We start from the raw sequence: 24,536 nt of genomic DNA on the forward strand, positions 1-24,536 counted from the left end.
AATGCCGGTTTTGCCAGGGGCTATGCCTTTCCGGGTAACCCCTGCGATTTGCACAAAAAGGCTGTTCCGGTGCGTATGAATGTGCTGCTAATGTCGCAGCCACAAGTCCTGTTGCGCACCGCCACGGGACCCCCAACGCCCTCATCGACGGCGAACCCATCCCCAAGGAACTCTCATGGATACCAGCAGCAATATTGACGTGCGCCAGGGCAGCGTAGGCCAGATGCTTACCGGCCTCGCCACCGGCCGAATTGATGTCATTGACCTGACCACCAGGCTCTCGATCAACACTCCAACTCTGGAACTGCCGGAGCCCTTCGCCAACCTCATTGACTTCAGCCTCGAGGAGGTCTCCGCCTACAACAGCCCCGGACCCTTCTGGAAGCATCACAACATCCACACCGGCGAACACATTGGCACCCACCTTGACGCGCCAGTGCACTGGATCACCGGGCGTGACGGCAAAGACGTCGCCCAGATCGAACCCGCCCGGCTCGTTGGCCCGGCCATCGTTCTTGACGCGACCGAGGAGGCTACTGCGGACCCGGACTTTCTCCTCGACCGTCACCACATCCTCCGATGGGAGGAAACCTACGGAGCACTGCCCGATGGCGGCTGGCTCCTCATTCGAACGGGGTGGGACAAGCGCTCCCAAGACCGACAACGATTCCTGAACAAGGACGAGCACGGCCCACATTCTCCCGGGCTCACGGTCGAATGCGCCCGATGGATTGCCGAGGAGTCTGCATTGTCCGGCATTGGCGTGGAAACCGTTGGTATCGATGCCGGGGCCGCCGGTGGACAGGAACCTCCATTTCCGGCCCATCACTTCCTGCTGGGGAACGACAAGTACGGAATCACCTCATTGCAAAACCTGGACCAACTGCCCCCAACCGGAGCAGCCCTCATCGTTGCGCCCTTGCCAATCGTTGGCGGAACCGGGAGCCCAGCTCGCGTGTTCGCGCTCAAAGAAGGAGAAACACGATGACCGTCACCACCAGCGGCCCGGTACTCAAGGAGGACTCCACCGCACTGGCCCCCGCATCCCGCTCTGACAATGTTGCCGAACTCGTGGGGAACACCCTTGCCCGGCTCGGCATCGGCCACGTCTTCGGAGTAGTGGGCAGCGGAAATTTCGTCGTGACAAACGCACTGCGCCGGGCAGGAGTTCCCTATACCGCAGCAAGGCACGAAGGCGGCGCAGCCACCATGGCTGATGCCTACGGGAGGATGTCGGGCAAGGTCGGAGTCGTCACTACGCATCAGGGTTGCGGGCTGACCAATGCGGTAACAGGAATCGGCGAGGCAGCGAAGAGCCGCACCCCCATGATCGTCCTAACCGCGGACACACCTGCATCGGCCGTCAGGTCCAACTTCACCATCGATCAGGATGCACTTGTCCGAAGCGTCGGTGCAGTGGCTGAACGGGTCCACTCACCGCAAAGCGCAGTAGCAGACACCCTCCGCGCCTACCGCACGGCAGTTAACGAACGCCGGACGGTGGTCCTTTCCCTGCCGACAGACGTCCAAAGTGCAGAGGCACCGGCAGAAGTCGGCCTCTTGGAGCCTTTGGAACCCCGCCAGCGGATCAGGCCATCAGCGGCGGCAGTCACCAAGCTGGCAGAGCTCATCCAAGACGCGAAGAAGCCCGTATTTGTGGCCGGCCGTGGAGGCCGCGAAGCAGGGCCGGAAATCGCGGCGCTCGCCGAAACCGCTGGCGCGCTCCTGGCGACCTCCGCCGTCGCTCATGGACTCTTCAACGGCGACCCATTCAACCTGGGGATTTCCGGTGGATTCTCCTCGCCGTTCACCGCGGACACTGTGCGCGAAGCTGACTTGATCGTCGGTTGGGGCTGTGCACTGAACATGTGGACGATGCGCCATGGTTCGCTCATCGGCCCGGCAACAAAAGTGGTCCAAGTGGACCTTGAGGACTCGGCTTTGGGGGCAAACCGGCCCATCGACCTGGGGGTACTGGGGGATTGCGGCGAGACAGCCGTTGCTGTGCTCAATGAACTGCGTTCTGCCGGACACCAGTCGGTTGGCCTGCGTACGCCACAGATGGCTGACCGGATAGCCCTCCATGCGCGCTGGAGCTCGGTGGACACGGAAGACCTGTCCACTGCGGGGACCATCGATCCCCGCGTGCTGAGCCGCGAGCTGGATCGGATCCTGCCCGACAATCGCATTGTTTCCGTTGATTCCGGCAATTTCATGGGGTATCCGAGCGCCTATCTGTCCGTTCCTGATGAGTATGGCTTTTGCCTCACCCAGGCTTTTCAGTCGATTGGGCTGGGGTTGTCCACTGCGATCGGCGCGGCGAAAGCCCAACCGGAACGCGTTCCGGTCTTGGGCACCGGCGATGGTGGCTTCCTCATGGCCATTTCGGAATTGGAGACGCTGGTCCGTGAGCGGATTCCCATGGCGGTGATTGTCTACAACGATTCCGCGTACGGCGCCGAGGTCCATCACTTCGATGCAGATGATGAAGACCTGGAAGTGGTTCGATTCCCCACGACAGATATCGCCTCCATCGCCGCAGGCTACGGTGCTGCCACCGTAACAGTCCGGTGCGTCGCGGATCTGGCCCCCGTGGAGGAGTGGGTTGCGGGTCCTAGGAATATGCCGCTGGTCATTGACGCCCGGATCGCTTCCGACGGCGGCGCGTGGTGGCTGGCCGAGGCCTTTAAAGGCCATTGAGGCTAAACGGCGGAGTCGCTAGTCTGGCTCGCAGTGATGTCGATCCCGGGCCACCCGATCGGCCTACGGTTCGAGGCAGCATCCGGTTGCCTCTCATGCGAAGGAGTACATGATGGGAATCCTCTCGGTCGATCTTTTCATCACCCTTGATGGCGTGTATCAAGGCCCGGGTGGCCCTGATGAGGACCGTGAGGGTGGCTTCGAGTTCGGCGGCTGGCAGGCGGCTTATTCCGATGAAGAGACCGGGCGGGTGATCGTCGAGGGAATCAACCGCATGGATGCGCTGCTCTTGGGGCGCAAAACCTACGACATCTTCGCGGGATACTGGCCCAACCGGGCCGATGACCCGATCGCTGATACGTTCAACGCACTGCCCAAGTTCGTCGTCTCCCGCTCGCTGACGGACCCTGGATGGGCGGGCACGACGGCGTTGTCCGGGGTGGCGGAAGTGGCTGCCCTGAAAGATCGGTTCGAGGATATCCATGTCATAGGCAGCGGCGAGCTCGTGCGCTCCTTGCTGAAGGCCGACGTCGTTGATCGACTGAACCTCTTCCTCTACCCCATCACGCTTGGAGCCGGAAAGAAGTTGTTCCCTGACGGCGCCGGTGTGCCGGCAGCGTTCCGGTTCGCGCAACCACCGCAGGGGTTCCCGACGGGCACCGTGGCCCTTGCCTACGAGCGCGCGGGTATGCCGGTTACAGGCATTGACATCGGGGAAGGGTAGTCAGGATCCTGGACGACCGGGCCATTCCTTGCCGGCCCAGGGGTCGTAGTCGGCGATGAGATCCTCCTGGGGCGGGCGCATGGCTTCGGGGATGTGCTGCAGGTTCACCCGGACCCTGTACCAGAGCGAACTCGATCCGCGCATCCCATCGATGAGTACATCCGCCGGGTGCAGTTCCGGGACCACGTCAGTGTGCCGGGCCTTCCATTCATCGAGGGCGGCCGCCGCTTCGGGCTTTGTCTTGGTGCGGGCCACCTCAATGAGTGGCATCGTTGAGACCCGGCGGCCTGACCCGTCGCCGGCTCGAGGTGCCTTTTCGGCGGGACCAAGTTCTTTGGCCAAGGCCAGCAGACCCTCAAGAGAACCCACGGCGTCATCGATGCCAGCGTGGGGATCGCCCAGGTCCGCGAAGCGCTCGGGCACTGAGCGGACGGTGAATTGTTCGGGCCTCGTGGACGTGACCTCATCCCACGTCAGGGGAGTGGAGACCCGGGCATCAGGCCTGGGTCTGATCGAATATGCCGAGGCAACAGTCCGGTCCTTCGCATTCTGGTTGAAGTCGACGAAGACGCTCTCGCCGCGTTCTTCCTTCCACCACCGCGCCGTGGCAAGCCCGGGCGCGCGGTTCTCCACTTCGCGGGCAAGGGTCTCGGCGGCGAGCCGCAGCTCGCTATAAGACCATTCCGGGGCGATCCGCACCAAAATGTGGAGTCCGCGGGAGCCGCTCGTCTTAGGCCAACCCACCAGCCCAACGTCGTCAAGCACCTCGCGCGCCACATACGCGACGTCGACGATCTGCGACCAATCCACACCGGGCATGGGATCGAGGTCGATTCGGAGTTCATCCGGATGGTCAAGATCTTCGGCACGTACGGGGTGGGGGTTGAGGTCGAGGCAGCCAAGATTAACCACCCACGCCAGACCGGCTGCGTCCCGGATGACAGTTTCTTCAGCCGACGTCCCCGATGAGTAGTGCAGAGTTGCCGTATCAATGAACTCCGGATGATTTTCGGGAACGCGTTTCTGAAAGAACGGCTCAGCGTCGATGCCCTTGGGGAAGCGCTTGAGCACCATGGGGCGGCCACCGGCGCCCCGCAGCGCACCCTCCGCAACTGAAAGGTAGTAGCGGACCAAATCCAGCTTGGTCAGTCCGGGTTCGGGGAAAACCACCTTGTCCGGATTGGAGACGCGAACTTCGGCGTCGCCTATGTCCAGAATCTCTGCCGGAGTCTTCGACGGGTTCATGCCGCCACGCTAGCAACGATCGGCGGCCCCAGCTAGACCATCACAGCCAGACCGTCACAGCTAGACCAAGGGCAAGGGCGACTATATTGACCATGTCAGCCCACCACCACAATCGCGGGAGTCTGCACACATGGCGAAGGAACTTGCTACCCAGCTCATCGAACAACTCCAGGCTGCCGGCGTGCAGCGTATTTATGGAATCGTCGGAGACAGCCTCAATCCGATAGTGGACGCTGTGCGTCAAACGGGAGGTTCGGCCAAAGGCGGTATCGACTGGATCCATGTCCGCCACGAGGAGGCGGCAGCTTTTGCCGCGGCCGCCGAGGCACAACTCACGGGGATGCTTGCTGTCTGTGCCGGCTCTTGTGGCCCTGGCAACCTCCATTTGATCAACGGACTCTACGACGCCAACCGCACTGGGGCGCCGGTCCTTGCCATCGCTTCGCACATCCCCAGCAAGCAGATCGGCAGCGGATTCTTCCAGGAAACCCATCCCGACCGGATCTTCACTGAATGCTCGGTCTATTCGGAACTGATCAGCACCGCCGAGCAGGCGCCCCGCGTGATGCACAGCGCTATCCAGAACGCTGTAGCCCTTGGGGGAGTCGCCGTCGTGACTCTTCCGGGCGATATCGCCGGACTTGAGGCCACCGCGCCGACGCCGTTGCCCGCCATCTTCCGGCCAGCGAGCCTGGTCCCGGACCAGTCGAGCGTTCAGGAACTGGCTGACGCCATCAACGACGCCGGTAAGGTCGCCATTTTCGCGGGGGCGGGTGTCCAGGGAGCCCACGACGAACTCATTGCTTTGGCGGAGTTGGTCAACGCTCCGATTGGCCACTCACTGCGCGGCAAGGACTTCGTCCAGTACGACAACCCGTTCGACATCGGTATGACCGGTCTTCTCGGCTACGGTGCGGCGGCGGAGGGCATCGAGGACGCTGATCTGCTGATCCTCCTGGGTACCGATTTTCCCTACGACCAATTCCTGCCGGACACACGGACGGCACAGGTTGACCGCGCGGCGCAGCGGCTGGGGAGGAGGACCGACGTCGACATTGCTGTTCATGGAGATGTCCTTCCTACTCTGACCGCCCTTCTGCCTTTGGTGAATCCAAAGAAGAACCGCCGCTTCCTGGACCAGATGCTGAAGAAGCACGACCGCCTGATGAACAAAGCAGTGGGCGCGTACACAAGGAAGGTCGAAAAGAAACAGCCCATTCATCCTGAGTATGCTGCTTCCCTGCTGGACCAAGTGGCAGCGGACGATGCCATCTTCACTGCCGATACCGGAATGTGCAACGTCTGGACGGCTCGCTATATCAACCCGCTGGGCACGCGCCGGCTGATCGGTTCCTTCCTCCACGGGTCCATGGCCAACGCCCTTCCGCACGCGATCGGTGCACAGGTTGCCTATCCCGGGCGCCAGGTGGTTTCTGTCTCCGGCGACGGGGGCTTGTCCATGCTGCTGGGTGAGCTCATTACCGTGGCCGCACATCAACTGCCGGTAAACGTCGTGGTCTTCAACAACTCAACGCTGGGCATGGTCAAGCTGGAAATGTTGGTGGACGGGCTGCCCGATTTTGGCGTTGATGTGCCGGACGCCAACTACGCCGCCGTCGCGAAGGCCTTGGGCTTCCATGCTGTCCGGGTGACAGATCCGGCGAATATCGAGGAAGCGTATCGGGAGGCGTTCGCCCACCCGGGTCCCTCGCTGGTGGAGCTCATTACTGATCCCAATGCGCTGTCCATCCCGCCAAAGATTTCCGGGCAACAAGTCATCGGTTTCGCAACGGCAATGTCCAAAGTGGTCTTGAACCGCGGAGCCGGTGAAGCTGTGAGCATGGCCCGGAGCAACCTGCGCAATATTCCCCGGCGCTGAAAGGAGTCTTTGGCGGCAGCAGCTTCAGGCCGATGACGGAGGCAACAAATCCCCTGGCTTACGGATGCTCGTCGAGTAGGACTCCAAGGATGGTGAGGGCTTTGGACAACTGGAGGTCGGACACTGCACCATACCCGATGACCAACCCGTTCACCGGTGGCCGCTCGGCGTAATATCCGGCCAAGGGGATGACCCGCACACCCCGTTCCAGCGCCTTCGCGGCCACGTCCGCCGCGTCAGGCTGTTCGAAGCGGATCACTGCATGCAATCCACCGTCGAGGCCTGCAAGCTCCACATCTGTCCGCGCGCCTAAGCGCTCAATGAGCAGGGAACGGCGGTGCGAATATTCCCTCCGGGCGCGGGCAATGTGCCGGGAAAGGCCTCCGCCCTGAAGGTAATAGGCGAGGGCCGACTGCAGGATCCCGGCCACCGGAGTATCCAAGGCTTCACGTACGGCCTTGAGGCGTTGCCCGGCATCGCCCCGGACCACCAGGTATCCGCAGCGCAGCCAAGGACTCAGGTTCTTTGAGAACGTTCCGAGAAGTACGACGTCGGCAGCTGCGGGCAAGGATGCGACGGCCGGCAGGGGCATTCTGCTGTGGCGGAATTCGCTGTCGTAATCGTCCTCCAGCACCAGCACGCCATGGCGATCCGCCCACTTCAGCAGGCCTAGCCGTTCCTGGACTGCCATCCTGCCGCCAAGAGGGTACTGGTGGCTGGGGGTAATGAGGACGGCGTCGGGGATGACATCGAGGCCGGCGAGCTGGGAGCTCTTCAGACCGTCTTCGTCCACGGTAAGCAGCTGAAGTTGGGCACCGGCCGCGCTCATGACCCGCCGGGCTGTGGGGTAGCCCGGGTCCTCAACCAGGATGCGCGGATTGTTCCTCTTGCCGCGAAGCATGGCCACTATCAAGTGCAGTGCATCACTGGTGCCGGCCGTAATGATGACGTCCTCCGGGCCTACCGCCAGACCCCTCGACACCGCCAGGTGACCGGCCACGGCTTCCCGAAGATCCAACGTTCCAAGGGCTGGCGGCAGATGCGTGTTTCCTTGCTCCGCCAAGGCCCTTTTCCAGGCGTTGCGCCACTCCCTGTCCTGGAACGGCGATCCGGAGGGACGGCCGGGTGTCAGGTCAATCACGTCGGCGATGGCAGGGCTGCTGCTCTGCGCCTTCGCTTCGTTGGGGCGCTGTTGGATGTCCGGCCGGACCGCTACTTTGGTCCCGCCAGTACCGCTGCTTTCCAGGAACCCTTCCCCGGAGAGTTGCTCGAAGGCCCGCACCACCACACCACGGGATATCCCTAAGTCCTTGGCCAGACGACGGGTGGCGGGGAGCGTGTGCTCAGGCTGGAGGACTCCGCCGAGGATGGCGGTCCGGAGCTGGCTTGCAACCTGGGCGGACAGGGAGGCCGGACTCTTCCTGTCGAGCTCGATGGGTATTTCCGATTCGCTCATTGGACCTCCAGAGTTGTTCTTTCTTGGATCTAGTGTAGGACCAAGACCTTTGGCAGCATGAGACGCGTAGTCACCCATTTGCTGTGTTCGCGCCCGGCCACAGCCACAAGAAAGCAGGACTCCAGTGTTCAAAGGCCTCAGCGCATTCCCCCTGACACCCATGAGCGGTGAAAGTGTCGATCTGGACACCGTTGCCCGGCTGGTGGCCCGCGCGGCGCAGTCCGGTGTGGATTCACTCGGTGTTCTTGGCTCGACTGGAAACTACGCTTATCTCTCCCGTGAAGAACGCCGCATGGTCCTTGAAACCTCCGTAGAAGCTTCGGGTGGCGTGCCAGTTTTGGCCGGTGTCGGGGCAGTGCGTACCCGGGACGTCCTCACGCTTGCCGGCGATGCACATACCGCTGGCGCCTCGGCATTGCTCTTGGCCCCGGTGTCCTATCAACGGCTGTCGGAAGCGGAGGTTTTCGGGCTGTATGAGGACGTTGCGTCGGAGTCAGACCTTCCGATCGTCGTGTATGACAACCCCGGCACAACGGGCTTTACCTTCACCGACGAGCTGCACGCCCGGATCGCCCGTATCCCGGGAATCGCATCCATCAAGATTCCGCCGCCAGCTGCACCCGACATCGCCACCAGGCTCGGCAAGCTCCGCGCAGCTTTGCCCGGGCAAACATTTGTGGGTATCAGCGGAGACTGGGTTGCTGCCGAAGCACTGCTTGCTGACTGCGACCTCTGGTACTCGGTGATCGGCGGGATCCTTCCCCGCCAGGCCCGGGAAATAGTCGATCACGCGTTGGCTGGTCGGCGCCACGATGCGATGGCAGCCTCCGCGGCGCTGGAGCCCCTCTGGTCCCTGTTCCGAACCTACGGGAGCCTCCGTGTCACCGCGGCACTGGCCGAAGACCTGGGGCTCATTCCATCCTCAGCCTTGCCCTTGCCGCTGCGTGGCCTGGATCCCGAAGGACGCAACAGAGTTGCCGCTGCCATCCGCCAGTGTGGATTGGAGGGGACATGAGCCTCATCGACGGGCGCAAAACCAGCAGCGCAACTACGGGTGAGCAGACATCGCCGGGTGGGTTGGCCCGCTATGTCGTTGCAGCCACCCTGGCCCGCAGCGCCGATGGGGGAGCCGTTGTAGCCATTGTCCTGTTGGTGACAACCAGCGGGGCACCGGGTTGGCTGGCCGGAATACTGGGTGCCTGCATCACCGCTCCCCACCTCTTCGGTCCGTTCGTTGCCAGAACTCTCGATACTGCCCAGGACGGCAGGACGGTGATCGCCTGGGCGTGCCTCATGCACGGAGTTACCCTGGCCGCCGCTGTCCTGCTGTACCCGCTGACTCCTCCAATCGTCCCGGCTCTACTGCTCATTGCGTCCGGATTGGTCGGTCCACTACTGACAGGCGGTATTAGCAGCAGGCTCTCGGCGATCGCTGGCGGCAGCAGAACCAGCCAGCGACGCGCCCATGGATGGGACGTAGCAACGTATGGCATCAGCGGAACCATTGGTCCCTCTTTGGTCGCAGCTGTTTCGGCTTGGGCGAATCCGGCACTGGCGGCATTGATTCTTGCCGGATTAACGTTTGTCGCTGCCGCCCTCGTCAGGCTTTTGCCCACTTCTCCTCGAGTGTCGGTTCCGTCGGAGGTACCGCGCCCCGGACGCACGTTGCTGATGATGCTATCTACCGGGCCTTTGCGCCGCACTCTCTACATGACCGTCATCGTCGCCTTGTCCGTCGCCGCGTTGCCTATCACCGCAGTGGCTTCGACTGCAGAACTGGGAGTCGGGCCAGCTGCGGCAGGGATCCTGACGGCCGCATATGGTCTTGGCGGGCTTCTAGGATCCGCCGGTGTCATGATCCGTCCGTTGCGAAGCGACGCGGACCACCTCATGACCTGGCTGGGCGCTGCTGTTGGAGTTGCGCTGTGTGGGGCAGCCTTCGCCGGGATGTTCCCGGTAGCAGCAGTGGTCTACTCCCTCGCTGGGGTGCTCAACTCCTGCTTTTTCGCCGCAACATTGGCCGCGCGCAGCGAATATGCACCAGCTGGCGCGCGAGGTCAGGTCTTCGTGTGGATCGGAGCCTTGAAGATCACTGCAGGTTCTGCCGGTACAGCGTTGGCAGGGGCCTTGGTTGTTCCAATGACACATCTGCCGTTGCTTTTGGCGTCCGCCCTTATTGCTGTGGCTGTGAGCGCTTCCCTGGTTGACCGCCGTCGTGAGCGTTCCCCAACCGCAGGAAACGCCTGACGATTGGGCTACTGCTTCCCGAACGTTTTGTCCAAGGCGTTGAGGATGTCGTCAATAAGGTCTTCCGGGTCCTCAAGGCCGATGGACACGCGCAGGTGTCCGTATTTGTGGAATGACTCCGGGTAGTTTTCCGAGCCACCGCGTGCGTCCGGGCCAACGTGGACGATCAGCGTTTCATCGTGGCCCAGCGAGACTGCCGAAGTGATGACCTGCAGGTTTTTCACAAAGGTGTTCTGGGTGCGTGAGTCCCCCTCAACGGCGAAGGCCATGACGCCGCCATAACCCCGGCCTCCGAACTGTTTGCCGGCGAGTTCATGCTGCGGATGGGACGCCAGGCCAGGGTAGAGGACATAAGCGATCCGTGGTTCGGATTCCAGGACGGCGGCCACCTTTTCAGCACTGGAGAATTGCTGCTTGATGCGCAGCGGCAAGGTGACGGAGCCGCGCATGATCATCCACGCGTTGAAGGGCGAAATAACGCCGCCAGCGTCCACGATCGCATCGTGCCTGATGTGCTGGACGAGCTCACGGCGCCCGACGACGACTCCACCCATGGCGTCACCGTGGCCGTTGATGTACTTGGTCAGCGAGTGGATGACCAGGTCCGCGCCGTCGTCGAGGGCGCGGTAGAACGGTGCCGGCGTGAACGTGGCGTCGACCGTCAGCAGGACGCCGGCGTCTTTGGCTATGCGGGCAAGCTCCGCCACATTAGCAACCTTCGTTGTTGGGTTGGCGATGGTTTCGGCGTGGATCAGCTTTGTGCCCGGACGAATGGCCGCCCTTACTGCCTCAAGGTCATCCGCATCCACGAAAGTGGCCTCAATGCCGTACTTTTGCGGAAGAAGCTCACCGAACAGGCGGTAAACGGCCTCGTAGGTCACGTTGGAAACCACCACGTGATCACCCGATTTCAGGAGGGCGAAGAACACTCCGTGGAGGGCTGCGACACCAGTTGCAAAGGCGGCTGCTGCTTCGGCACCTTCCATTGCGGCCAGCTTTGTCTCGAGGGCCACCTGGTTGGCCCCGGCGTTCCTTGTGTAGACCAACCCATCGTCAACGCTGGACCAGTCCATGTCCGACGGGTCCTCCGGAAGGAGATAGGAGTTGGCCATGACCAAGGGAGTCCGGAGCGCACCGGTTCCTTTGTCGATGCTGTTTCCGCCGTGGACGGCCCAGGTGGAGTCATGGACGGAGGCGCGGTTGTGTTTGTCGGGAGCTCGGTTCATTTTGGTTCCTTTGGATGAAGCTGTGGCGTGGTTGAAGCAACAGAGGTCAGTGCCCGAGTGTGCTGGCGTCAATCAGCCGCTGGGCGGTTACGACCTCAGCTCCCAGGAGGCGCAGGTGCGTGGTGAGGTCCTCGCCGGCGGCAAGGAGATCCTCGGTGGTCACGGGTGCGAGGGCATCAAGAATGAACAACGCCGAGGTTGTATCGTCCCGCAGTTGCGTGCGGCGGCCCTGGCGCCAATTCCAGCGACGGCAAGTGACGCCGTCGACGTCGCACCATACAACTTCCCCTTCATCGGGGTGTTCGACAATGGGCTCGCCGCTGGCAACCGTGTCGAAGGGCTCCTGGCCCGTTGCACGGATCAGCCGCGGCGCCCCACTGTAACTGGAAAGGTCTTCGCCGCCGAGCGGAATCTGGTGCAGTACCGATACCGCGTTGTAGAGGTCCGTGAGCCTGTTGACCCTGGGCAGGCCGGCATCAGCCCGTCGAAGCAGTGCTTCAAGGCTGTTGCGGGTGCGGTTGGGCTTTGCTCCGAAGGATTGGTAGGCCTTCCGCCACGCGGCAACATGCGGGAGGTGCTCGACCTTCTGCTCTCTGAGCGCCGTCCGGGCTGCCGCCTCCGCCTGATGCAACAGGGCATCGCTGGCATCATCGCTGGGACCCGGCACGAGACCATCGACGGCGATTAAGAGGGCTTTGTAGTCCGGTTGCAGTTCGAAGACGGCAGGTTCAACGTGGGCGGCGTGGAGAATTTCCTGGAGGTATTCAACCCTAAGCATTGTTCGCCTCTCGATGCGCCGATCCCACTCCACGTTCAAAAACAGCGAGTGAGAACCTTGCTGCGTCCGGGCCGTTGTTGCCGTAGGAATGGGCTACGTCTCCCGGGAAAGACAGCGAGTCGCCCGCCTCAAGGACCACCGTCTGCTCTGCGGCGACGACGGTAACGGTGCCTTGCAGAACCTGCAGGAGTTCCTTGGTACCAGGCGTATGAGGCTCACTGACGTGCTGGTCTCCAGGGGCGAGGGTCCAATCCCAGAGTTCCATCACTTCCGGCGGTTCCGTTCCCGCAACGAGTACTCCGCGTCCGCCTGCTTCACTGCTCCACAGCAGGGCACCTTCACCCTTTCGTGTCACCTTGACTCCCTTGGGCTCGGGGGACTGGACCAGGTCCGGCAGACCTACACCGAGCGCGGCGCTGATCCTCAGAAGAGTGCCGACGCTGGGGTTCATGGTTGCTTGTTCCACATTGATGAGCATGCGTCGGCTGACGCCGGCAGCTTCGGCCAGTTGATCCAGGGTCCAGTGACGTGCCTGGCGCTCCTGTTTAACCCGTCCGCCAATAGCTGAGGCGAGCGATGCGATGTTTTCTTCCATCAATGCAGCATAATGCACTTAGAGTGCAGTGGGCAATATCCCTGCCAACCAGTCCAAGAAGCAATACACCAATGGGATATGTTTGTACCGGCCAATTTGCTGGACACGCTTGCCGCGGCGGCATTCCTGCATCGAAGGACGCCCAAACACATGTTCACATCCCTCAGACAGGAGCGTCCGTGCCGAAGAGTCCACGTGACGAGATAGACGCGCAGATTCTGGCCGAGCTGCGGAGCAATGCCCGTATCAGCCTTGCCCAGCTGGGGGAGAAGGTGCTGCTCTCCCGCAACGCGGTACGGCAACGGATTGAGCGGCTTGAACGGGACGGGTATATCCACGGGTACACCATCAAGGAATCGGCCGGAGAAGGCACGCCAACGGTCAATGCCGTGCTTCTGATCCAACGGCATGACAGGATGCGGGGCGGGGACGTGATTGCCGGGCTCAAGGCAATTCCTGAAATCGCAACTTGCGATGTTGTCAGCGGCGAACTGGATATCGTGGTCAGGGTTGAGGCCCCGGACGCCGCACGCATCCAGGAAATCTGGAGGCAGGTCTCAGAGTTTCCTGGAGTCCGCGACATCACCACCGCCTTGTCCCTCTCCACAGTCATCGACAGGCAGGCGCCTCGTTAAGGCAGCGTGCTGAGACGGCGTGAACCATGCTGGGCTTAAATGGTTCCGGCGCTGCGGAACCAAGGTGGTTACGCAACGCCGGATCGGCACAGCCTGATTGATTGACGGTAGCGTCAGACGATCATCATGAAGTGATCGCTATGACCTTGGGCTGCGTCATTTCCTCGTAGGCGAAGCGGACGCCTTCCCGGCCCATGCTGCCGTATTTCGAGCCGCCAAAAGGCATTGCATCGAGCCGGTAGTCAGAGGAATCATTGATCATCACGCCGCCTGCGTCGATTGCCTTGGCGGTGGCCAGCGCACGGGCCAGGTCCTTGGTGAAAACCCCGGCCTGCAAGGCGTATTCGCTGTCGTTGGCCAGTTCGATGGCTTCCTCGGCGGAGTCGAACGGTTCCACCAGGACCACGGGTGCGAACAATTCTTCGCTCCATGCCTCGCAGTTGCGCGGGACTCCGGTCAGGACAGCAGGCGTCAGGAGCGCGCCATCCAAGGCGCCACCGGTGAGCAGTCGCGCACCAGCCGACACTGCCTCGTCGATCTTACGCTTCGCTTCAGCGGCAGACGCGGCGCTGATCATGGGTCCGACGTCGGTCTGCTCGCTGCGGGGATCGCCTGCAGTCAGGGCGGCCGTTTGGGCAACAAAGGCGTGAAGGAAGGTCTCGAAGACTGACCGCTGGACGAGGATCCGCTGGGCGCCGATGCAGTTCTGTCCAGCGGCCCAGAAGGAACCGGAAACACTGGCCTCGACGGCGGCAGGAATGTCGGCGTCGTCGAACACGATGACGGGCGCGTTGCCGCCAAGTTCCATGGACAGGCGCTTTATTCCGGCGTTGGCTGCGATGGCCCGGCCCGTGGAAAAGCCGCCCGTGAAGGAGACCATTCGAACCAGTTTGGACGAGATGATGGTTTGCGCGATGGCGCGATCGCCCAGGACAACAGTGACGAACTCCGCCGGCAGGCCTGCCTCGCGCAACAGGTCCACGAGGAGAATGGCCGTCAGGGGTGTCAGCTGGGATGGCTTGAGGATGACGGTGTTTCCTCCGGCAATCGCCGGCCCGAGCTTGTGCGCCACCAGGTTCAGGGCGTCGTTGTAAGGGGTGATGGCAGCGATAAGCCCCAACGGCTCACGGGTGAACCATCCCTGGCGGTTTTCGGAGCCGGCGAAGGAGTCGAAGGGAACTACTTCGCCAACGTTACGGCGGGTTTCCGCTGCCGACAGCTTGAGCGTGTTGACCGCACGGGAGACCTCTTTGAGTGCCTGCGTGATGGTCTTCCCGGCCTCGGCGACGATTAGCCCAGCCACTTTCTGCGCCCGTTGCTGGAGCAGGTCTGCAGCGGCGTCCAGAATTCGGCCGCGCTCATGACGGGGCATAGCCGCCGCTGCCGGAGCGGACGCAGCGGCACGGATGAGCTCCACGCGTACGTCTGCCTCCGTGCACTGGGGAAGGGTCGCCAGCACGGAACCGTCAAACTTGTCGTACACCACCAGATCAGTGATAGCGGCAGCCGTTGTGGAGTGGGCAATGGCTGTTTCAGGCACGGACCGCTCCTTTGGCGAATTCGTCGACGGCGATGATGTCGGAGATGAGGGCATAAGCAGTTTCCACGCGGCCAGCTCCAGGACCCGATACCGTGACGGCCCCCAGCAAATCCGTGCTGAAGGATACGGCGTTGGTGGCACCGGAAATCCCAGCCAGCGGGTGGTCTGCCGGGAGGGCGATGGGCTGGACAGTAGCAACGATGCTGCCATCGCTCTCGCGGCGGGCTTCGCCGATGAGCTTCCAGCGGAGGCCATTGGCCAGGGCTTGGGCGACGTCATCACCCTTGATGTCCTGAATACCGGTGGTTTCCACGTCATTGGGGTGGATGGTGGCGCCGAGCAGCTCGTTGGCCAGGATGGCGACCTTCAACCGGACATCCGAGCCGCCGATGTCTGCAGTGGGGTCCGCTTCGGCGTATCCGCGCTCCTGGGCTTCGGCAATGGCTTCGTCCAGGCCCAGCCCGGCCTCCATCCGACCCAGGACGTAATTGCTGGTTCCGTTCAGGATGCCTTGAACGGAGTTCAATTCGAGGCCGCCCAGCATTTTGTGTGCGAGTCGAATGACGGGCGTGCCGCTCATGACTGAGCCCTCGTATTCGAAACGGACACCATTGCTTGCTGCAAGCTGGCCCAGTTCCCGGCCGCGCAACGCCACAGGACCCTTGTTGGTGGTCACCACATGCTTGCCGGACTCGATGGCCCATTTGACGTGCGAAACTGCCGGTTCGCCGTCGATCGGACTGGTGAAGGTAGCCTCAACGACGATGTGGGCCGGGCTGTTTTTGATGACGTCTTCGTTGCGGGGATCCGGGCTGCCACCTGGCAGTCCCTCGAACGAGGCTCCGCGGGGCATCGCGAGCACGGCCGTAAGGTCGATCCCGTCTCCTTGGACGAGCGAGCCGAAGGCAAGATCGGTGATGGCCACGACGCGAAGCTCGAATCCGAGTGAGGCAAATCGCTGGGGTTCGTCACGGATGAGTTCGGCCAAAGCGCGGTTGACGCCTCCGAAGCCGATGAGGGCCAGATTGTAGGTAGTCACGTGATCTCCTTGGTAGGGCGGTGGTGCTGTCCTTTAAGCCTCGGTTCCAGGAGTGTCAGTTCCCTAGAAGCGAATCGCCCGCCAAGGATGACGAAACGCCCAAAAAAGCTGCCAACCATGCTCAAACGCCCGCGGTACGTCCCCTCTTTGGAAGAGGAGCCGGTACGACGGGTTGCTGTTGCCGCCGCCCGCCGCGCTGCGCCGCAGCACCGGCGACAATGACGAGCAAGAGACCTGCGAGTTGCAGCATCGATGGCAACTGACGCAGGACGATCGCGCCGAGCAGTACGCCGATGGCTGGTTCCATAGCCAGAAGAGTCCCGAATGCTGTGTGTGTCATGCGGCGGAGGGCAAACATTTCCAGAATGTAGGGCAGAACCGGTATCAGCACTGCCAAGGCGGCGGCAACGGCCACGGTTTCCCACGTGATGTGGCCTATGGCTTGCGGCAGTCCAAACGGTGCCGCGGCTACAGCTGCAATCGGAATGGTCAGCGCGAGGGCTCCGATTCCATTGAAGCGATCACCCACCCGCTGGGTCAAAAGGATGTAGATGGCCCACCCCACGGCGCCCATCACCGCAAAACCGACTCCGAGCAGGTCCACGTGGCCAGCCCACGGTTCGGTGAGCAGCACGACGCCTGCCAGTGCCGTTGCCGGCAGGATCAAGGAACGGACCCCGTGACCCCGCAAGGCAGCAACCGTAAGCGGTCCGAGGAATTCAATGGCAACCGCTGTTCCCATGGGAATGCGTTCCATGGCGACAAGAAACGTCACCGACATTACTGCGGTGGCGACGCCGAGGCCAACAACCACCGGAGCGTCACGAAGTCGCAGGGTCTTCAGGGGTGGACGGGCCAGTGCCAGCAGGATGAGGGCTCCCATACTCAGGCGCAGCCATGCTGTCCCGAGGGGACCCAACGTTGGCATCAACCCCAGTGAGAGGGCGGAGCCGAGCTGGATGGAGAACATTGCTGCGACGGTCAGGAGCCACGGGGGGATTCGGCCTTTGATTGTGGTCATAAGGCATAATACTGCACTTTGAGTGCAGTCTTGTTCTTACCGCTCGACGGCGGCTACCGCACTGATCTCCACCAGCGCCCCGGGAACGCCCAAACGGGACACAAACGCTGCTGTCACTAGGGGCGGCTCGTCGGCGGCGAGGTCTGCCGCGATGGCCCCATACCCTGCCGCGAGGTCGGCACCGTCCACGAAGAGAACCGTCCACTGCACAACATCGCTGAGGGTTGCCCCGGCAGCCGCCAGCGCGGTCTTTGCGTTCGCCAAGGCGCGGGCAGATTGCACTCCAACATCACCTTCGCCGATAAGCGAACCGCCACTGTCGACCGAGTTCTGGCCGCCGACGTAGATGGTGGTGGCGTTTGGAGGCACGATGGCTACGTGGCTGAATGCGGGGCTGGAGACAAGCCCCTCGGGCCTGATGCGCTGGATGGATGACATGACTGTATGCTGCCATCCCCGACCAATTGCCAAAAGAGGTGAGCCCAAGCGCCCGGGCTGGACCGGCTTCATCACACAGTCGCGCGCGTCACTCAGGCACTCGTCATTCCAGTGCTCGTCACTCAGGCGAGGGCCGCCGTCGTTGCTGTTTGGTTGCCGCCCTCTGTACTTTTGCCGCGCGATGCCGCTGGGCAGACCCGCGTGTGGGTTTCGTTGCCCTGCGCACAGTCCTTGGGGCAAGGCCGGCCACCACAATGTCAGCGAGCTTGGCCAGGGCGCTCTCGCGGTTGCGTAACTGCGAGCGCTGCTCGGAGGCTGTAACAGTGATGACTCCGTCGACGAGTCGCTTCTCCAGTCGACGCAGCAGGATCTCCCTTTGGCTTTCTGTCAACGCTTCCGATATGGCTACGTTCCAGGAAAGCTCAGCCCTGCTGTCGGTCGTGTTGACGTGTTGACCGCCCGGTCCTGATGAACGCGAGAACCGCCAGCCCAGTTCCGAGGCCGGAATCGTGAGGGAAGGCGAGATTTCCAGGTCCATGGAACAAGCGTTGCACGTCAGGGGTGGGTCTTCCCAGCGGAGCGGCGCTTCGGCATGACGCATCAGAGTAGGTTTGCCTGTCAGAGCAGATTTGCAGTCAGCGTTGAGGCGACAAACCGGCCGTACCGCTCTGCGCTCCACCCTCGTTTCAGGACGAGGCTCTCGAACAGTTCGGGGGTGGTGCACGCGAACATGATGTCGGCGGCCTCTTCCGGGGACAAGCCCGGACGAAGCAGTCCGCGGGCAGTCAGCTGGCGCGCGTTGTGCAGCATCCTGCGATGGCGGGCGTCGTCGACGTCCTTCAGGAGGTTGGCCATGTCGGCATCCCCTGTTGCGGCGGCGTCGCGGATGAGCAGGATGATCGGCGTCGAAAGTGGACTGACTTCTGCAGTGAACCGGCCGAACTGCTCCATCAGTTCCCGCGGGTCATCTGCCCTTACTTGTGCGAGGTCTGAGCGCTGTTCGGCAGGCGCGCCGCCCTTGCCGAGGAGGCTCTGCTCGTGGAGGGCCCGGACGAGGCCGGCTTTGCCGCCGAAGTTCTTGTAGATGGACTCCGTCGACACCCCGGACGCACCGGCAATTTCGGCGATGGTGGTTGCGCCGAAGCCCTGCAAGAGAAACAGTTCCCGGGCGCGCGCGAGGATAGTGAGCCGGGATGCCTCGGCTGCTTGGCGGCGACGGCTTGCATCGTAGCTGCGTTGAGTCCCGGATGTTCCGCCGGGACTCTTGATTCCGGTTGCCATGACTTCTAGACTCCAATCAATACAGAGAACTGTATTGAATTCAAGATACCAGCCCTGCCCGCCCGTGAGGGGAAAATTGCGGGGCACCAAGGAGTCACCATGGCAACCGTGGAGGGACTTGAGCGCCTTCCGGAAGGACCCGTTCGCCGGATGTTCGCAGCTTCCGGACGCCACGACCTTGACGCTTTGGTCGCCGAATTCGCCGACGACTACGTCAACATCACGCCGATTCATCCCGAACGGAATTTCACCGGCAGCGCCCAGGTCCGCGCCAACTGGACCAGCCTTTTTGCTGGCATCCCCGATCTCACACCGGCAATCGCCGACGCCGCAGAAGGCAAGCACGGAACCATTTGGGTGGAATGGGGCGCCCGGGGCACCAGGCGCGATGCCACGCCGGTGGACCTTGCCGGCGTCGCGATCTTTACAGTGCGCCAGGAGCGAATCGCCTCCGTGCGTTTCTATCTCGAACCTGTGGAACGTACTTCAGGTGACATCGACGACGCCGTCCAGGCCACTGCGGGCGCGGGTCTTCTGGCTGGGGCCGTACTTCCGACATCGCAGGGGTCATGATCCTCGTAGTAGGCGGCACAGGCCGCCTGGGTTCACGCCTTACAGGGGAGCTGGTTGGGCGCGGGGCTTCCGTGCGCGTCATGGCCAGGGGCGAATCCCAGCCGTTCCCAGGAAAGTCTGTGGACGGCGTCGAGCTTGTCCGCGGGACCCTCGCCTCAAGCGCGGACTGCGGGCGGGCCGTTGCCGGGTGCAGCCAGGTGGTGTTCGCGGCGTCCGGCTTTGGGCTGAAAAGGGGCGGCAGCCCGCGCAGTGTGGACCGCGACGGCGCACTGCGGCTCATCGATGCCGCATCCCGGGCGGGCGTGGAGCATGTGGTCATGATGTCGATGCATGGGGCAGCTCCGGATGCCCCTCTGGATTTCCTGCGCATGAAATACGCAGCGGAGGAGGCGCTGAAGGCCTCGGGCATGGCGTGGTCAGTGATCCGAATGGGAGCAAACCTCGAGCAGTTCCTCGATTCAATGAGCCAGCCCCTTCACACGAAGGGCAGGGTGCTTGTCTACGGTTCGGGACGGGCACCAGTGACATTTACGTCGACGCCGGACGCTGCAGCCGCTGTTTTGTTGGCTCTTTCCGGCCCTTCCTTGCATGGAAGGACCGTTGAGTGGGGGTCCGAAACGCACTCCTTCAACACGCTCGCGGAAGCTATCCTCGCGGACGCCGGAAAGGGTTCGATCCAGCGGATACCAGTGGCAGCCTTACGGGTGATGGCCGCCGTCGCACGTCCGATTTCGCCGTTTATGGCCCGGATGGCGAGGGCGGCCCTGTGGATGGAATCGGGCGAGGCGTCCTTCAATCCAGCGGTAGAACGCGCCGCCTTCCCTGAAATTCCGGTGATCGGACTGCTTGAGAGTTTGGACCAGATCAGGAGCACGTGAGTCGTGGTGCAAACCGTCCTTCGGGAGGACAATGCTAGGCACAACCCGAAATCTCGTGAGGAGCAGACATGGGCGAGCCAACTACAGAAGCGACATCAGCGCAGTTGACGGTGGACTTGATCATTTCCCTGGATGGGTATGCCTCCGCCGAGGGCTGGCCCGGTTGGTGGGGACTGGAATCCCCGGAATACCTTGCCTGGCTCGAGGAGGAAGGGAAGAAGGAGTTCACCACTCTTATGGGGGCCAACACCTACCGGGTGATGTCAAGCATGTCAGAGCAGGCCGCGGGCGAAGACTCCGGCTTCTCCGAGGAAGAGGGAGCGGCATTGACCGGCCTGGCGGCCGTGCCAAAGATCATCTTCTCGTCCACTCTTCAGGAACCGCTGGCCTGGCCGAATTCTGAACTGGTGGGCGGTGATGCGGTGGAAGCTGTCAAGGAGCTGAAGCGGACCCGGACCGGCGCCCTGACCACTCTGGGAAGCCTCAGCCTCTGTCGCTCCTTGTTGACGGCCGGACTCGTGGACCGCTACAGGATTGTTGTTTTCCCCGTGATCACAGGCCGCACCGGCAGGGAGCGGATTTATGACGGGTATCCCGACGTATCCCTTGAAATGGTGAACAGCAGGACTTTCGATGGTCAACTACAGCTGCTGGAGTACATACCTACGCTGATCAGCGGTCCCCCTGTCCGGCAGCCGTGAACAACGGCTCCAGCGAATCCGAATAGCTGGACAGTATTTCGGCAAACGTGATTAGTTGGAATCCTTCAGTGCGGCAGAGGAGTGGCTCGCAGCTGGTTCCTTTCGCGGAAAGCGTCGCAATTCCCCATGGATGCGTTGGCTCGCCGACCGTGATGCCTGCTGCGTCGAACGTGTCACGGAGCACGTAACGCGTGACGGTCCGCCAGGACTGCAGGAACGGTGACCGCAACTGCTCAATGAGTTCTTCGTCGTTCGCGTCGTAGGCCGCCCACAGGTTCATGGACAGCTCGTCCCACTCCTTGGCGTCGCGGACCATGAGGTGGGCGGCCCGGAGGCGGGCAATCGTTTCTTTCAACGTCATCGTCAGTCCCCAAACTTCCTGTCGTTTTTGATCTTCCGCCACCCACCTGCGCGATTGTTGGCGGCAATCTGTCGCAGCATCTCAATCAGGGGCTTCGTAGGTACTTCGTCATCGACGTAAAAGCTGATCATTCGGCCAGTCTTGTTATCGTGCCCGGCTGTAATGATCCCGGCAGGGTCAGGAACAATAGCGCCATCATAGAGAAAGAGGTTGACGTGGTTCTTGGCCGCGAGCATCGCACAAACGTTTCCCTCCAGGACAAAGTACGGCTGAACCCGTCTCTTGATCGTCTCCACGATGTCCGGTTCGGCCTTGTGGATCACGTCCCGCAGTTCCTCACAAACTGCTTTTTGCCAGTCCGGGAGGGCGTCCATGTAACTATCGACTCCGGGATGGCGCGCGTAGTTCCCCATGACGTTATTAGGGCATCACACCCCACGGCTTGTCCAGACCGATTGCGGCCCGGCTGTTAGTCAGAGCAGCAGGAACACCCCTACTGCCACCAGCCACACTGACCACACAATGTAGGTCACGGGAGTCAATACCGCGGCTAGCCTGAACCCCTCGGGTTCGAAGGGGCCGACAAATTCCAAAGAGCACAGAGCCAGCACACCGCCTACAACAATTCCCACCGTCCCCAGCCAGCCCGGAACAGCGGTGCTTTGCATCATTGCCACACCAGCCAAAATGCTCCACGCGCCACTGAAGAGGTAACCCAGATGCTCGCCGACGGCTACGCCAAGATAGCGATTGAAGGACTGGAACACGATGTCGACTGCTTCCATGCGGGCTTGCGTAGCCTTGGGATCGCTCGCCATCCGCGCAAGATAGGGCACCAGGAACGGCCACCGGATGAGTCCGAGGAACTGCACGACGGCGGCCAGCACTCCCGCCGCTGACCCAAGCGCCAGCAGCGTGGAATCCGCACCTTCCAGCGCACTGGAAAGCACGATGGACGCCGGCGCCAGCAACACGGCCGTCATTGCGAAAGACCACCAGAGCAGCACAAGCCCTGGCCCGCCATCGCGGAAGCGCTGCAGAATTTCGTGCGATGGCCTGCGGAGGATGTCCGGGTAATCGAACTTGGCGGCCAGTCCTGCGAATGCGGCGTTGAAGGCCACGGGCATGACCATCAGGAGCACGCCGGCAGCGACGGAGGTGTTCACGACTGGGTCCGTGCGACTGGCCCCACGCCGGCACTTGCGGCCAGAGGAGCAGATGGACTGGTTCGGCGTCCTAGGATACGACGGAGTACCAGGCCCGCAGCGACAGTGACCACAAGTGCACCACTGGTCCCGAATACGACGTAACCACGGTCGGCGTCGACTATGACATTGGCAGTGACCACCCAGCCAAGCCCCCACGTTGCACTTGCGGTCACCGCCCATAAAGCGGCGACACGCAAGCCTCGGCGAAACACGAGGCCTTGAGCGATTCCCACGGCAGCCCCCGCAATGAAGCCGGTCAAGGCCAAGGCGCCCAACGACGTCGACGATCCCGTGGCGATGGCGGCGAGTGCACTGCCGACGCTCATCCCAACGGTGCTAGCGGCCATCCACCGCCAACTAACAGCGGGGCGCAAGGCCAGGTACTGGGCCGCGCCGAGTAGTGCACCGGCTATAGCACCCGCCGCGCTGGCAGTGGGTGGGTTGGCCGCTGAGCCGACCAGCATGAAGGCCAACCAGCCGCCCAAGGGAAATCCAAGGAATGAAGGTATCCAGCGAAGGATTGACAAGGTGAATCTCCCGGGTAATTAAGTGGTTGTGTACGTTGTACGTTACGCTTAGTGTACGATGTACGCAATAGGAACCAACAGAAAGTTCAACCCATGTCTGGAACCGTAGCGGCTCGCCGCAGCCGACGTCGCCGCAACTCCCTCACTGTGGAAGAGATCCTTGATGTCGCCGAAGGCGTAGCCGCCGATGGGATCGAGTCGCTCACCATCCGTGCCGTAGCCGCGGAGTTGGAATCTTCCCCCATGGCGCTCTACCGCTATTTCAGCACCAAAGACGAACTCGTCGACGCGTTGCTGAACCGTGTTCTGGGACGCATGGATCCACCCTCGGAAAGCACAAGTTGGATCACGGACCTGGGGCTGTTCGCACGGAACCACCGGGACATGCTGAATACTCACCCATGGGCAGTCGCGTCCCTCTTCGCCCATCCACTGCCTGGACCCAACGCGTTGCCGATCGGGGAATGGGCGTTGCGGATTCTGGCTCGGGGTGGGATCACAGGCGACGCCGCAGTTGCGACATTCAGTGGCATTATTGCCCTGAACTATGGCTGGGCATCATTTGTGCTTGCACGGACCCGCGGGGCAGGGGAGTCGCTGGAAGGGGACCTTCAGGATCCGGATCTGGCACAGGCCTTCCCGCTTACTACTGCAGTGGCCGATCCAATGAGCCGCTACGGCAGCGAAGAACACTACGCAACGGTGCTTGGGCAGATGCTGGCAGGCATCTCCGCCGGCACCGGCCGACACCCTGATGGCGAATTGAGGCAGGCATGACCGGGCAAATGCACGACGGCGAACGGTTCCGGGTTCTCTTGGAGGAGGAGCGCGCCCGGAAGCTTGCGCTGCTGAAGGCGCTGCGCAGCGACATCACGGGAGTCAGCCTTGCCCGCCAGGACTCGAACGTCGACGACGAGCATGATCCTGAAGGCACAACCATCGCCTTCGAGCTCTCACAGGCCTCGGCGCTGCTGGACCAGAGCCGTATCGGCCTGGAGCAGATTGAGGCCGCATTGCAGCGGATTTCGGATGGAACGTACGGTATATGCGCGATTTGTGGCGTCGCCATTCCCGAAGGGCGGCTCGAAGCCAGGCCATGGACGCCCTTTTGCGTCAGTCACGCCTCAGGTAAAAGTAAACTCAGGTAAACAGTAAAACCCGGGCAGATATGAAACCCGCCCCAGCGCAATTCACGCCATGTCAGGGCTGATGGGCACGAACTCGATACCCTGCTGGACCTTCTTTTTTGGTCCCCGGTCAAAGCCCTTGGAGTCGAGGTTATTTCCTGCCCGGAACGCGGCCAAGGCGTCGTCGAAGATTTCGTTCAGCCGCTTGCCCGGGAACATCTTCTGGGTGCCGTCGGCAAACGTGACGGATACGGAGGCGCTGGCGGGAAAATGCCGGCTCATTCGGATGAAGCCTTGGGAATCCTGCCGGAGGGAGATCATTACTTGTCCACGCTTTCAGTATCTGGGTTCCACCAC

General features: G+C 62.2%; 28 protein-coding genes. 12 read left to right on the forward strand and 16 right to left on the reverse strand.

Translation table 11 applies throughout. The features are described 5' to 3' along the window. Positions 1-175: 175 nt before the first annotated feature. The 3 genes from AC1DD5_RS15660 (at position 176) to AC1DD5_RS15670 (ending at position 3,424) form a co-directional block, all read left to right on the forward strand. Positions 176-988, forward strand: a complete 813-nt coding sequence (locus AC1DD5_RS15660) for a cyclase family protein (RefSeq protein ID WP_477522069.1) — start codon at positions 176-178, stop codon at positions 986-988. Beyond that, the gene (locus tag AC1DD5_RS15665) at positions 985-2,700 is read left to right on the forward strand and encodes a thiamine pyrophosphate-binding protein (protein ID WP_477522070.1); all 1,716 of its coding nucleotides are present in this window, start codon (positions 985-987) and stop codon (positions 2,698-2,700) included. The genes AC1DD5_RS15660 and AC1DD5_RS15665 overlap by 4 nt, the downstream gene beginning before the upstream one ends. A gap of 112 nt (positions 2,701-2,812) precedes the next feature. Next, complete coding sequence (locus AC1DD5_RS15670) at positions 2,813-3,424, forward strand: dihydrofolate reductase family protein (protein WP_477522071.1); 612 nt, start codon at positions 2,813-2,815, stop codon at positions 3,422-3,424. On the opposite strand, the gene ligD is transcribed toward AC1DD5_RS15670, so the two are convergent. Continuing rightward, the gene (gene ligD / locus AC1DD5_RS15675) at positions 3,425-4,669 is read right to left on the reverse strand and encodes a non-homologous end-joining DNA ligase (RefSeq protein WP_477522072.1); all 1,245 of its coding nucleotides are present in this window, start codon (positions 4,667-4,669) and stop codon (positions 3,425-3,427) included. A 130-nt stretch (positions 4,670-4,799) separates the two neighbouring features. On the opposite strand from ligD, the gene AC1DD5_RS15680 reads away from it, so the two are divergent. After that, positions 4,800-6,548: a pyruvate dehydrogenase gene (locus AC1DD5_RS15680; RefSeq protein WP_477522073.1), complete on the forward strand. Its 1,749-nt coding sequence runs from the start codon at positions 4,800-4,802 to the stop codon at positions 6,546-6,548. A gap of 58 nt (positions 6,549-6,606) precedes the next feature. On the opposite strand, the gene pdxR is transcribed toward AC1DD5_RS15680, so the two are convergent. Next, positions 6,607-8,004 (reverse strand): MocR-like pyridoxine biosynthesis transcription factor PdxR, encoded by a 1,398-nt coding sequence (pdxR, locus tag AC1DD5_RS15685; protein ID WP_477522074.1) that lies wholly within the window; start codon positions 8,002-8,004, stop codon positions 6,607-6,609. 124 nt (positions 8,005-8,128) lie between these two features. On the opposite strand from pdxR, the gene AC1DD5_RS15690 reads away from it, so the two are divergent. Both AC1DD5_RS15690 and AC1DD5_RS15695 read left to right on the forward strand, forming a co-directional pair. Next, entirely contained in the window at positions 8,129-9,019 is an 891-nt protein-coding gene (locus AC1DD5_RS15690) for a dihydrodipicolinate synthase family protein (RefSeq protein ID WP_477522075.1), read from the forward strand. Continuing rightward, a complete protein-coding gene (locus AC1DD5_RS15695; protein WP_477522076.1) occupies positions 9,016-10,251 on the forward strand; it encodes an MFS transporter in 1,236 nt (411 codons plus the stop codon). Before AC1DD5_RS15690 ends, AC1DD5_RS15695 begins: the two co-directional genes overlap by 4 nt. Positions 10,252-10,259: 8 nt before the next feature. On the opposite strand, the gene AC1DD5_RS15700 is transcribed toward AC1DD5_RS15695, so the two are convergent. The 3 genes from AC1DD5_RS15700 to AC1DD5_RS15710 are packed head-to-tail and all read right to left on the reverse strand — an operon-like array spanning position 10,260 to position 12,850. Next, the gene (locus AC1DD5_RS15700) at positions 10,260-11,477 is read right to left on the reverse strand and encodes a trans-sulfuration enzyme family protein (RefSeq protein ID WP_477522077.1); all 1,218 of its coding nucleotides are present in this window, start codon (positions 11,475-11,477) and stop codon (positions 10,260-10,262) included. A 46-nt stretch (positions 11,478-11,523) separates the two neighbouring features. Continuing rightward, positions 11,524-12,255, reverse strand: coding sequence for a B3/B4 domain-containing protein (locus AC1DD5_RS15705; RefSeq protein ID WP_477522078.1), 732 nt, complete (start codon positions 12,253-12,255; stop codon positions 11,524-11,526). Then, on the reverse strand, positions 12,248-12,850 hold the full coding sequence (locus AC1DD5_RS15710; RefSeq protein WP_442015546.1) for a helix-turn-helix domain-containing protein: 603 nt from the start codon (positions 12,848-12,850) through the stop codon (positions 12,248-12,250). The genes AC1DD5_RS15705 and AC1DD5_RS15710 overlap by 8 nt, the downstream gene beginning before the upstream one ends. 179 nt (positions 12,851-13,029) lie before the next feature. Between AC1DD5_RS15710 and AC1DD5_RS15715 the strand changes: the two genes are divergently transcribed. Beyond that, a complete protein-coding gene (locus tag AC1DD5_RS15715; RefSeq protein WP_477522079.1) occupies positions 13,030-13,485 on the forward strand; it encodes an Lrp/AsnC family transcriptional regulator in 456 nt (151 codons plus the stop codon). A gap of 124 nt (positions 13,486-13,609) precedes the next feature. Here AC1DD5_RS15715 and AC1DD5_RS15720 read toward each other — a convergent pair whose 3' ends face one another. From AC1DD5_RS15720 to AC1DD5_RS15745, 6 genes are all read right to left on the reverse strand, one after another. Then, a complete protein-coding gene (locus tag AC1DD5_RS15720; protein WP_477522080.1) occupies positions 13,610-15,025 on the reverse strand; it encodes an aldehyde dehydrogenase family protein in 1,416 nt (471 codons plus the stop codon). Then, positions 15,018-16,064 (reverse strand): homoserine dehydrogenase, encoded by a 1,047-nt coding sequence (locus AC1DD5_RS15725; protein WP_442015544.1) that lies wholly within the window; start codon positions 16,062-16,064, stop codon positions 15,018-15,020. Before AC1DD5_RS15725 ends, AC1DD5_RS15720 begins: the two co-directional genes overlap by 8 nt. 121 nt (positions 16,065-16,185) lie before the next feature. Continuing rightward, positions 16,186-17,085, reverse strand: a complete 900-nt coding sequence (locus AC1DD5_RS15730; protein ID WP_442015543.1) for an EamA family transporter — start codon at positions 17,083-17,085, stop codon at positions 16,186-16,188. Positions 17,086-17,121: 36 nt separating this feature from the next. Then, positions 17,122-17,523, reverse strand: a complete 402-nt coding sequence (locus AC1DD5_RS15735) for a RidA family protein (RefSeq protein WP_442006561.1) — start codon at positions 17,521-17,523, stop codon at positions 17,122-17,124. Positions 17,524-17,641: 118 nt separating this feature from the next. Then, entirely contained in the window at positions 17,642-18,061 is a 420-nt protein-coding gene (gene arfB, locus AC1DD5_RS15740; RefSeq protein WP_442015907.1) for an alternative ribosome rescue aminoacyl-tRNA hydrolase ArfB, read from the reverse strand. An 80-nt stretch (positions 18,062-18,141) separates the two neighbouring features. After that, positions 18,142-18,804, reverse strand: coding sequence for a TetR/AcrR family transcriptional regulator (locus AC1DD5_RS15745; RefSeq protein WP_442015542.1), 663 nt, complete (start codon positions 18,802-18,804; stop codon positions 18,142-18,144). A 99-nt stretch (positions 18,805-18,903) separates the two neighbouring features. Here AC1DD5_RS15745 and AC1DD5_RS15750 point away from each other — a divergent pair, with 99 nt between their 5' ends. The 3 genes from AC1DD5_RS15750 (at position 18,904) to AC1DD5_RS15760 (ending at position 20,956) form a co-directional block, all read left to right on the forward strand. Continuing rightward, positions 18,904-19,377 (forward strand): nuclear transport factor 2 family protein, encoded by a 474-nt coding sequence (locus AC1DD5_RS15750; RefSeq protein ID WP_477522081.1) that lies wholly within the window; start codon positions 18,904-18,906, stop codon positions 19,375-19,377. Beyond that, positions 19,374-20,255, forward strand: a complete 882-nt coding sequence (locus AC1DD5_RS15755; protein ID WP_477522082.1) for an SDR family oxidoreductase — start codon at positions 19,374-19,376, stop codon at positions 20,253-20,255. Before AC1DD5_RS15750 ends, AC1DD5_RS15755 begins: the two co-directional genes overlap by 4 nt. Positions 20,256-20,323: 68 nt before the next feature. Continuing rightward, entirely contained in the window at positions 20,324-20,956 is a 633-nt protein-coding gene (locus tag AC1DD5_RS15760) for a dihydrofolate reductase family protein (RefSeq protein WP_477522083.1), read from the forward strand. Here the strand turns inward: AC1DD5_RS15760 and AC1DD5_RS15765 are convergent. From AC1DD5_RS15765 to AC1DD5_RS15780, 4 genes are read right to left on the reverse strand one after another with little or no spacing between them, the layout of a single operon-like run. Then, positions 20,928-21,317: a hypothetical protein gene (locus AC1DD5_RS15765; RefSeq protein WP_477522084.1), complete on the reverse strand. Its 390-nt coding sequence runs from the start codon at positions 21,315-21,317 to the stop codon at positions 20,928-20,930. The genes AC1DD5_RS15760 and AC1DD5_RS15765 overlap by 29 nt on opposite strands. Before the next feature lie 2 nt (positions 21,318-21,319). After that, positions 21,320-21,730 carry a DUF1801 domain-containing protein gene (locus tag AC1DD5_RS15770; RefSeq protein ID WP_477522085.1) on the reverse strand — a complete coding sequence of 137 codons (411 nt, stop codon included), beginning with the start codon at positions 21,728-21,730 and terminating at the stop codon, positions 21,320-21,322. A 60-nt stretch (positions 21,731-21,790) separates the two neighbouring features. Continuing rightward, a complete protein-coding gene (locus AC1DD5_RS15775; protein WP_477522086.1) occupies positions 21,791-22,483 on the reverse strand; it encodes a DUF4386 domain-containing protein in 693 nt (230 codons plus the stop codon). After that, positions 22,480-23,052 carry a hypothetical protein gene (locus AC1DD5_RS15780; protein WP_477522087.1) on the reverse strand — a complete coding sequence of 191 codons (573 nt, stop codon included), beginning with the start codon at positions 23,050-23,052 and terminating at the stop codon, positions 22,480-22,482. The genes AC1DD5_RS15775 and AC1DD5_RS15780 overlap by 4 nt, the downstream gene beginning before the upstream one ends. Before the next feature lie 93 nt (positions 23,053-23,145). Here AC1DD5_RS15780 and AC1DD5_RS15785 point away from each other — a divergent pair, with 93 nt between their 5' ends. Together AC1DD5_RS15785 and AC1DD5_RS15790 are read left to right on the forward strand one after the other, a co-directional pair. Further along, a complete protein-coding gene (locus AC1DD5_RS15785) occupies positions 23,146-23,829 on the forward strand; it encodes a TetR/AcrR family transcriptional regulator (RefSeq protein WP_477522088.1) in 684 nt (227 codons plus the stop codon). 8 nt (positions 23,830-23,837) lie between these two features. Next, entirely contained in the window at positions 23,838-24,200 is a 363-nt protein-coding gene (locus tag AC1DD5_RS15790; protein WP_477522103.1) for a TraR/DksA family transcriptional regulator, read from the forward strand. 42 nt (positions 24,201-24,242) lie between these two features. Here the strand turns inward: AC1DD5_RS15790 and AC1DD5_RS15795 are convergent, their stop codons facing one another. Then, positions 24,243-24,461, reverse strand: coding sequence for a hypothetical protein (locus AC1DD5_RS15795; protein ID WP_477522089.1), 219 nt, complete (start codon positions 24,459-24,461; stop codon positions 24,243-24,245). Between the last annotated feature and the right edge of the window lie 75 nt (positions 24,462-24,536).

This window comes from Paenarthrobacter sp. 10L420, assembly GCF_056395385.1.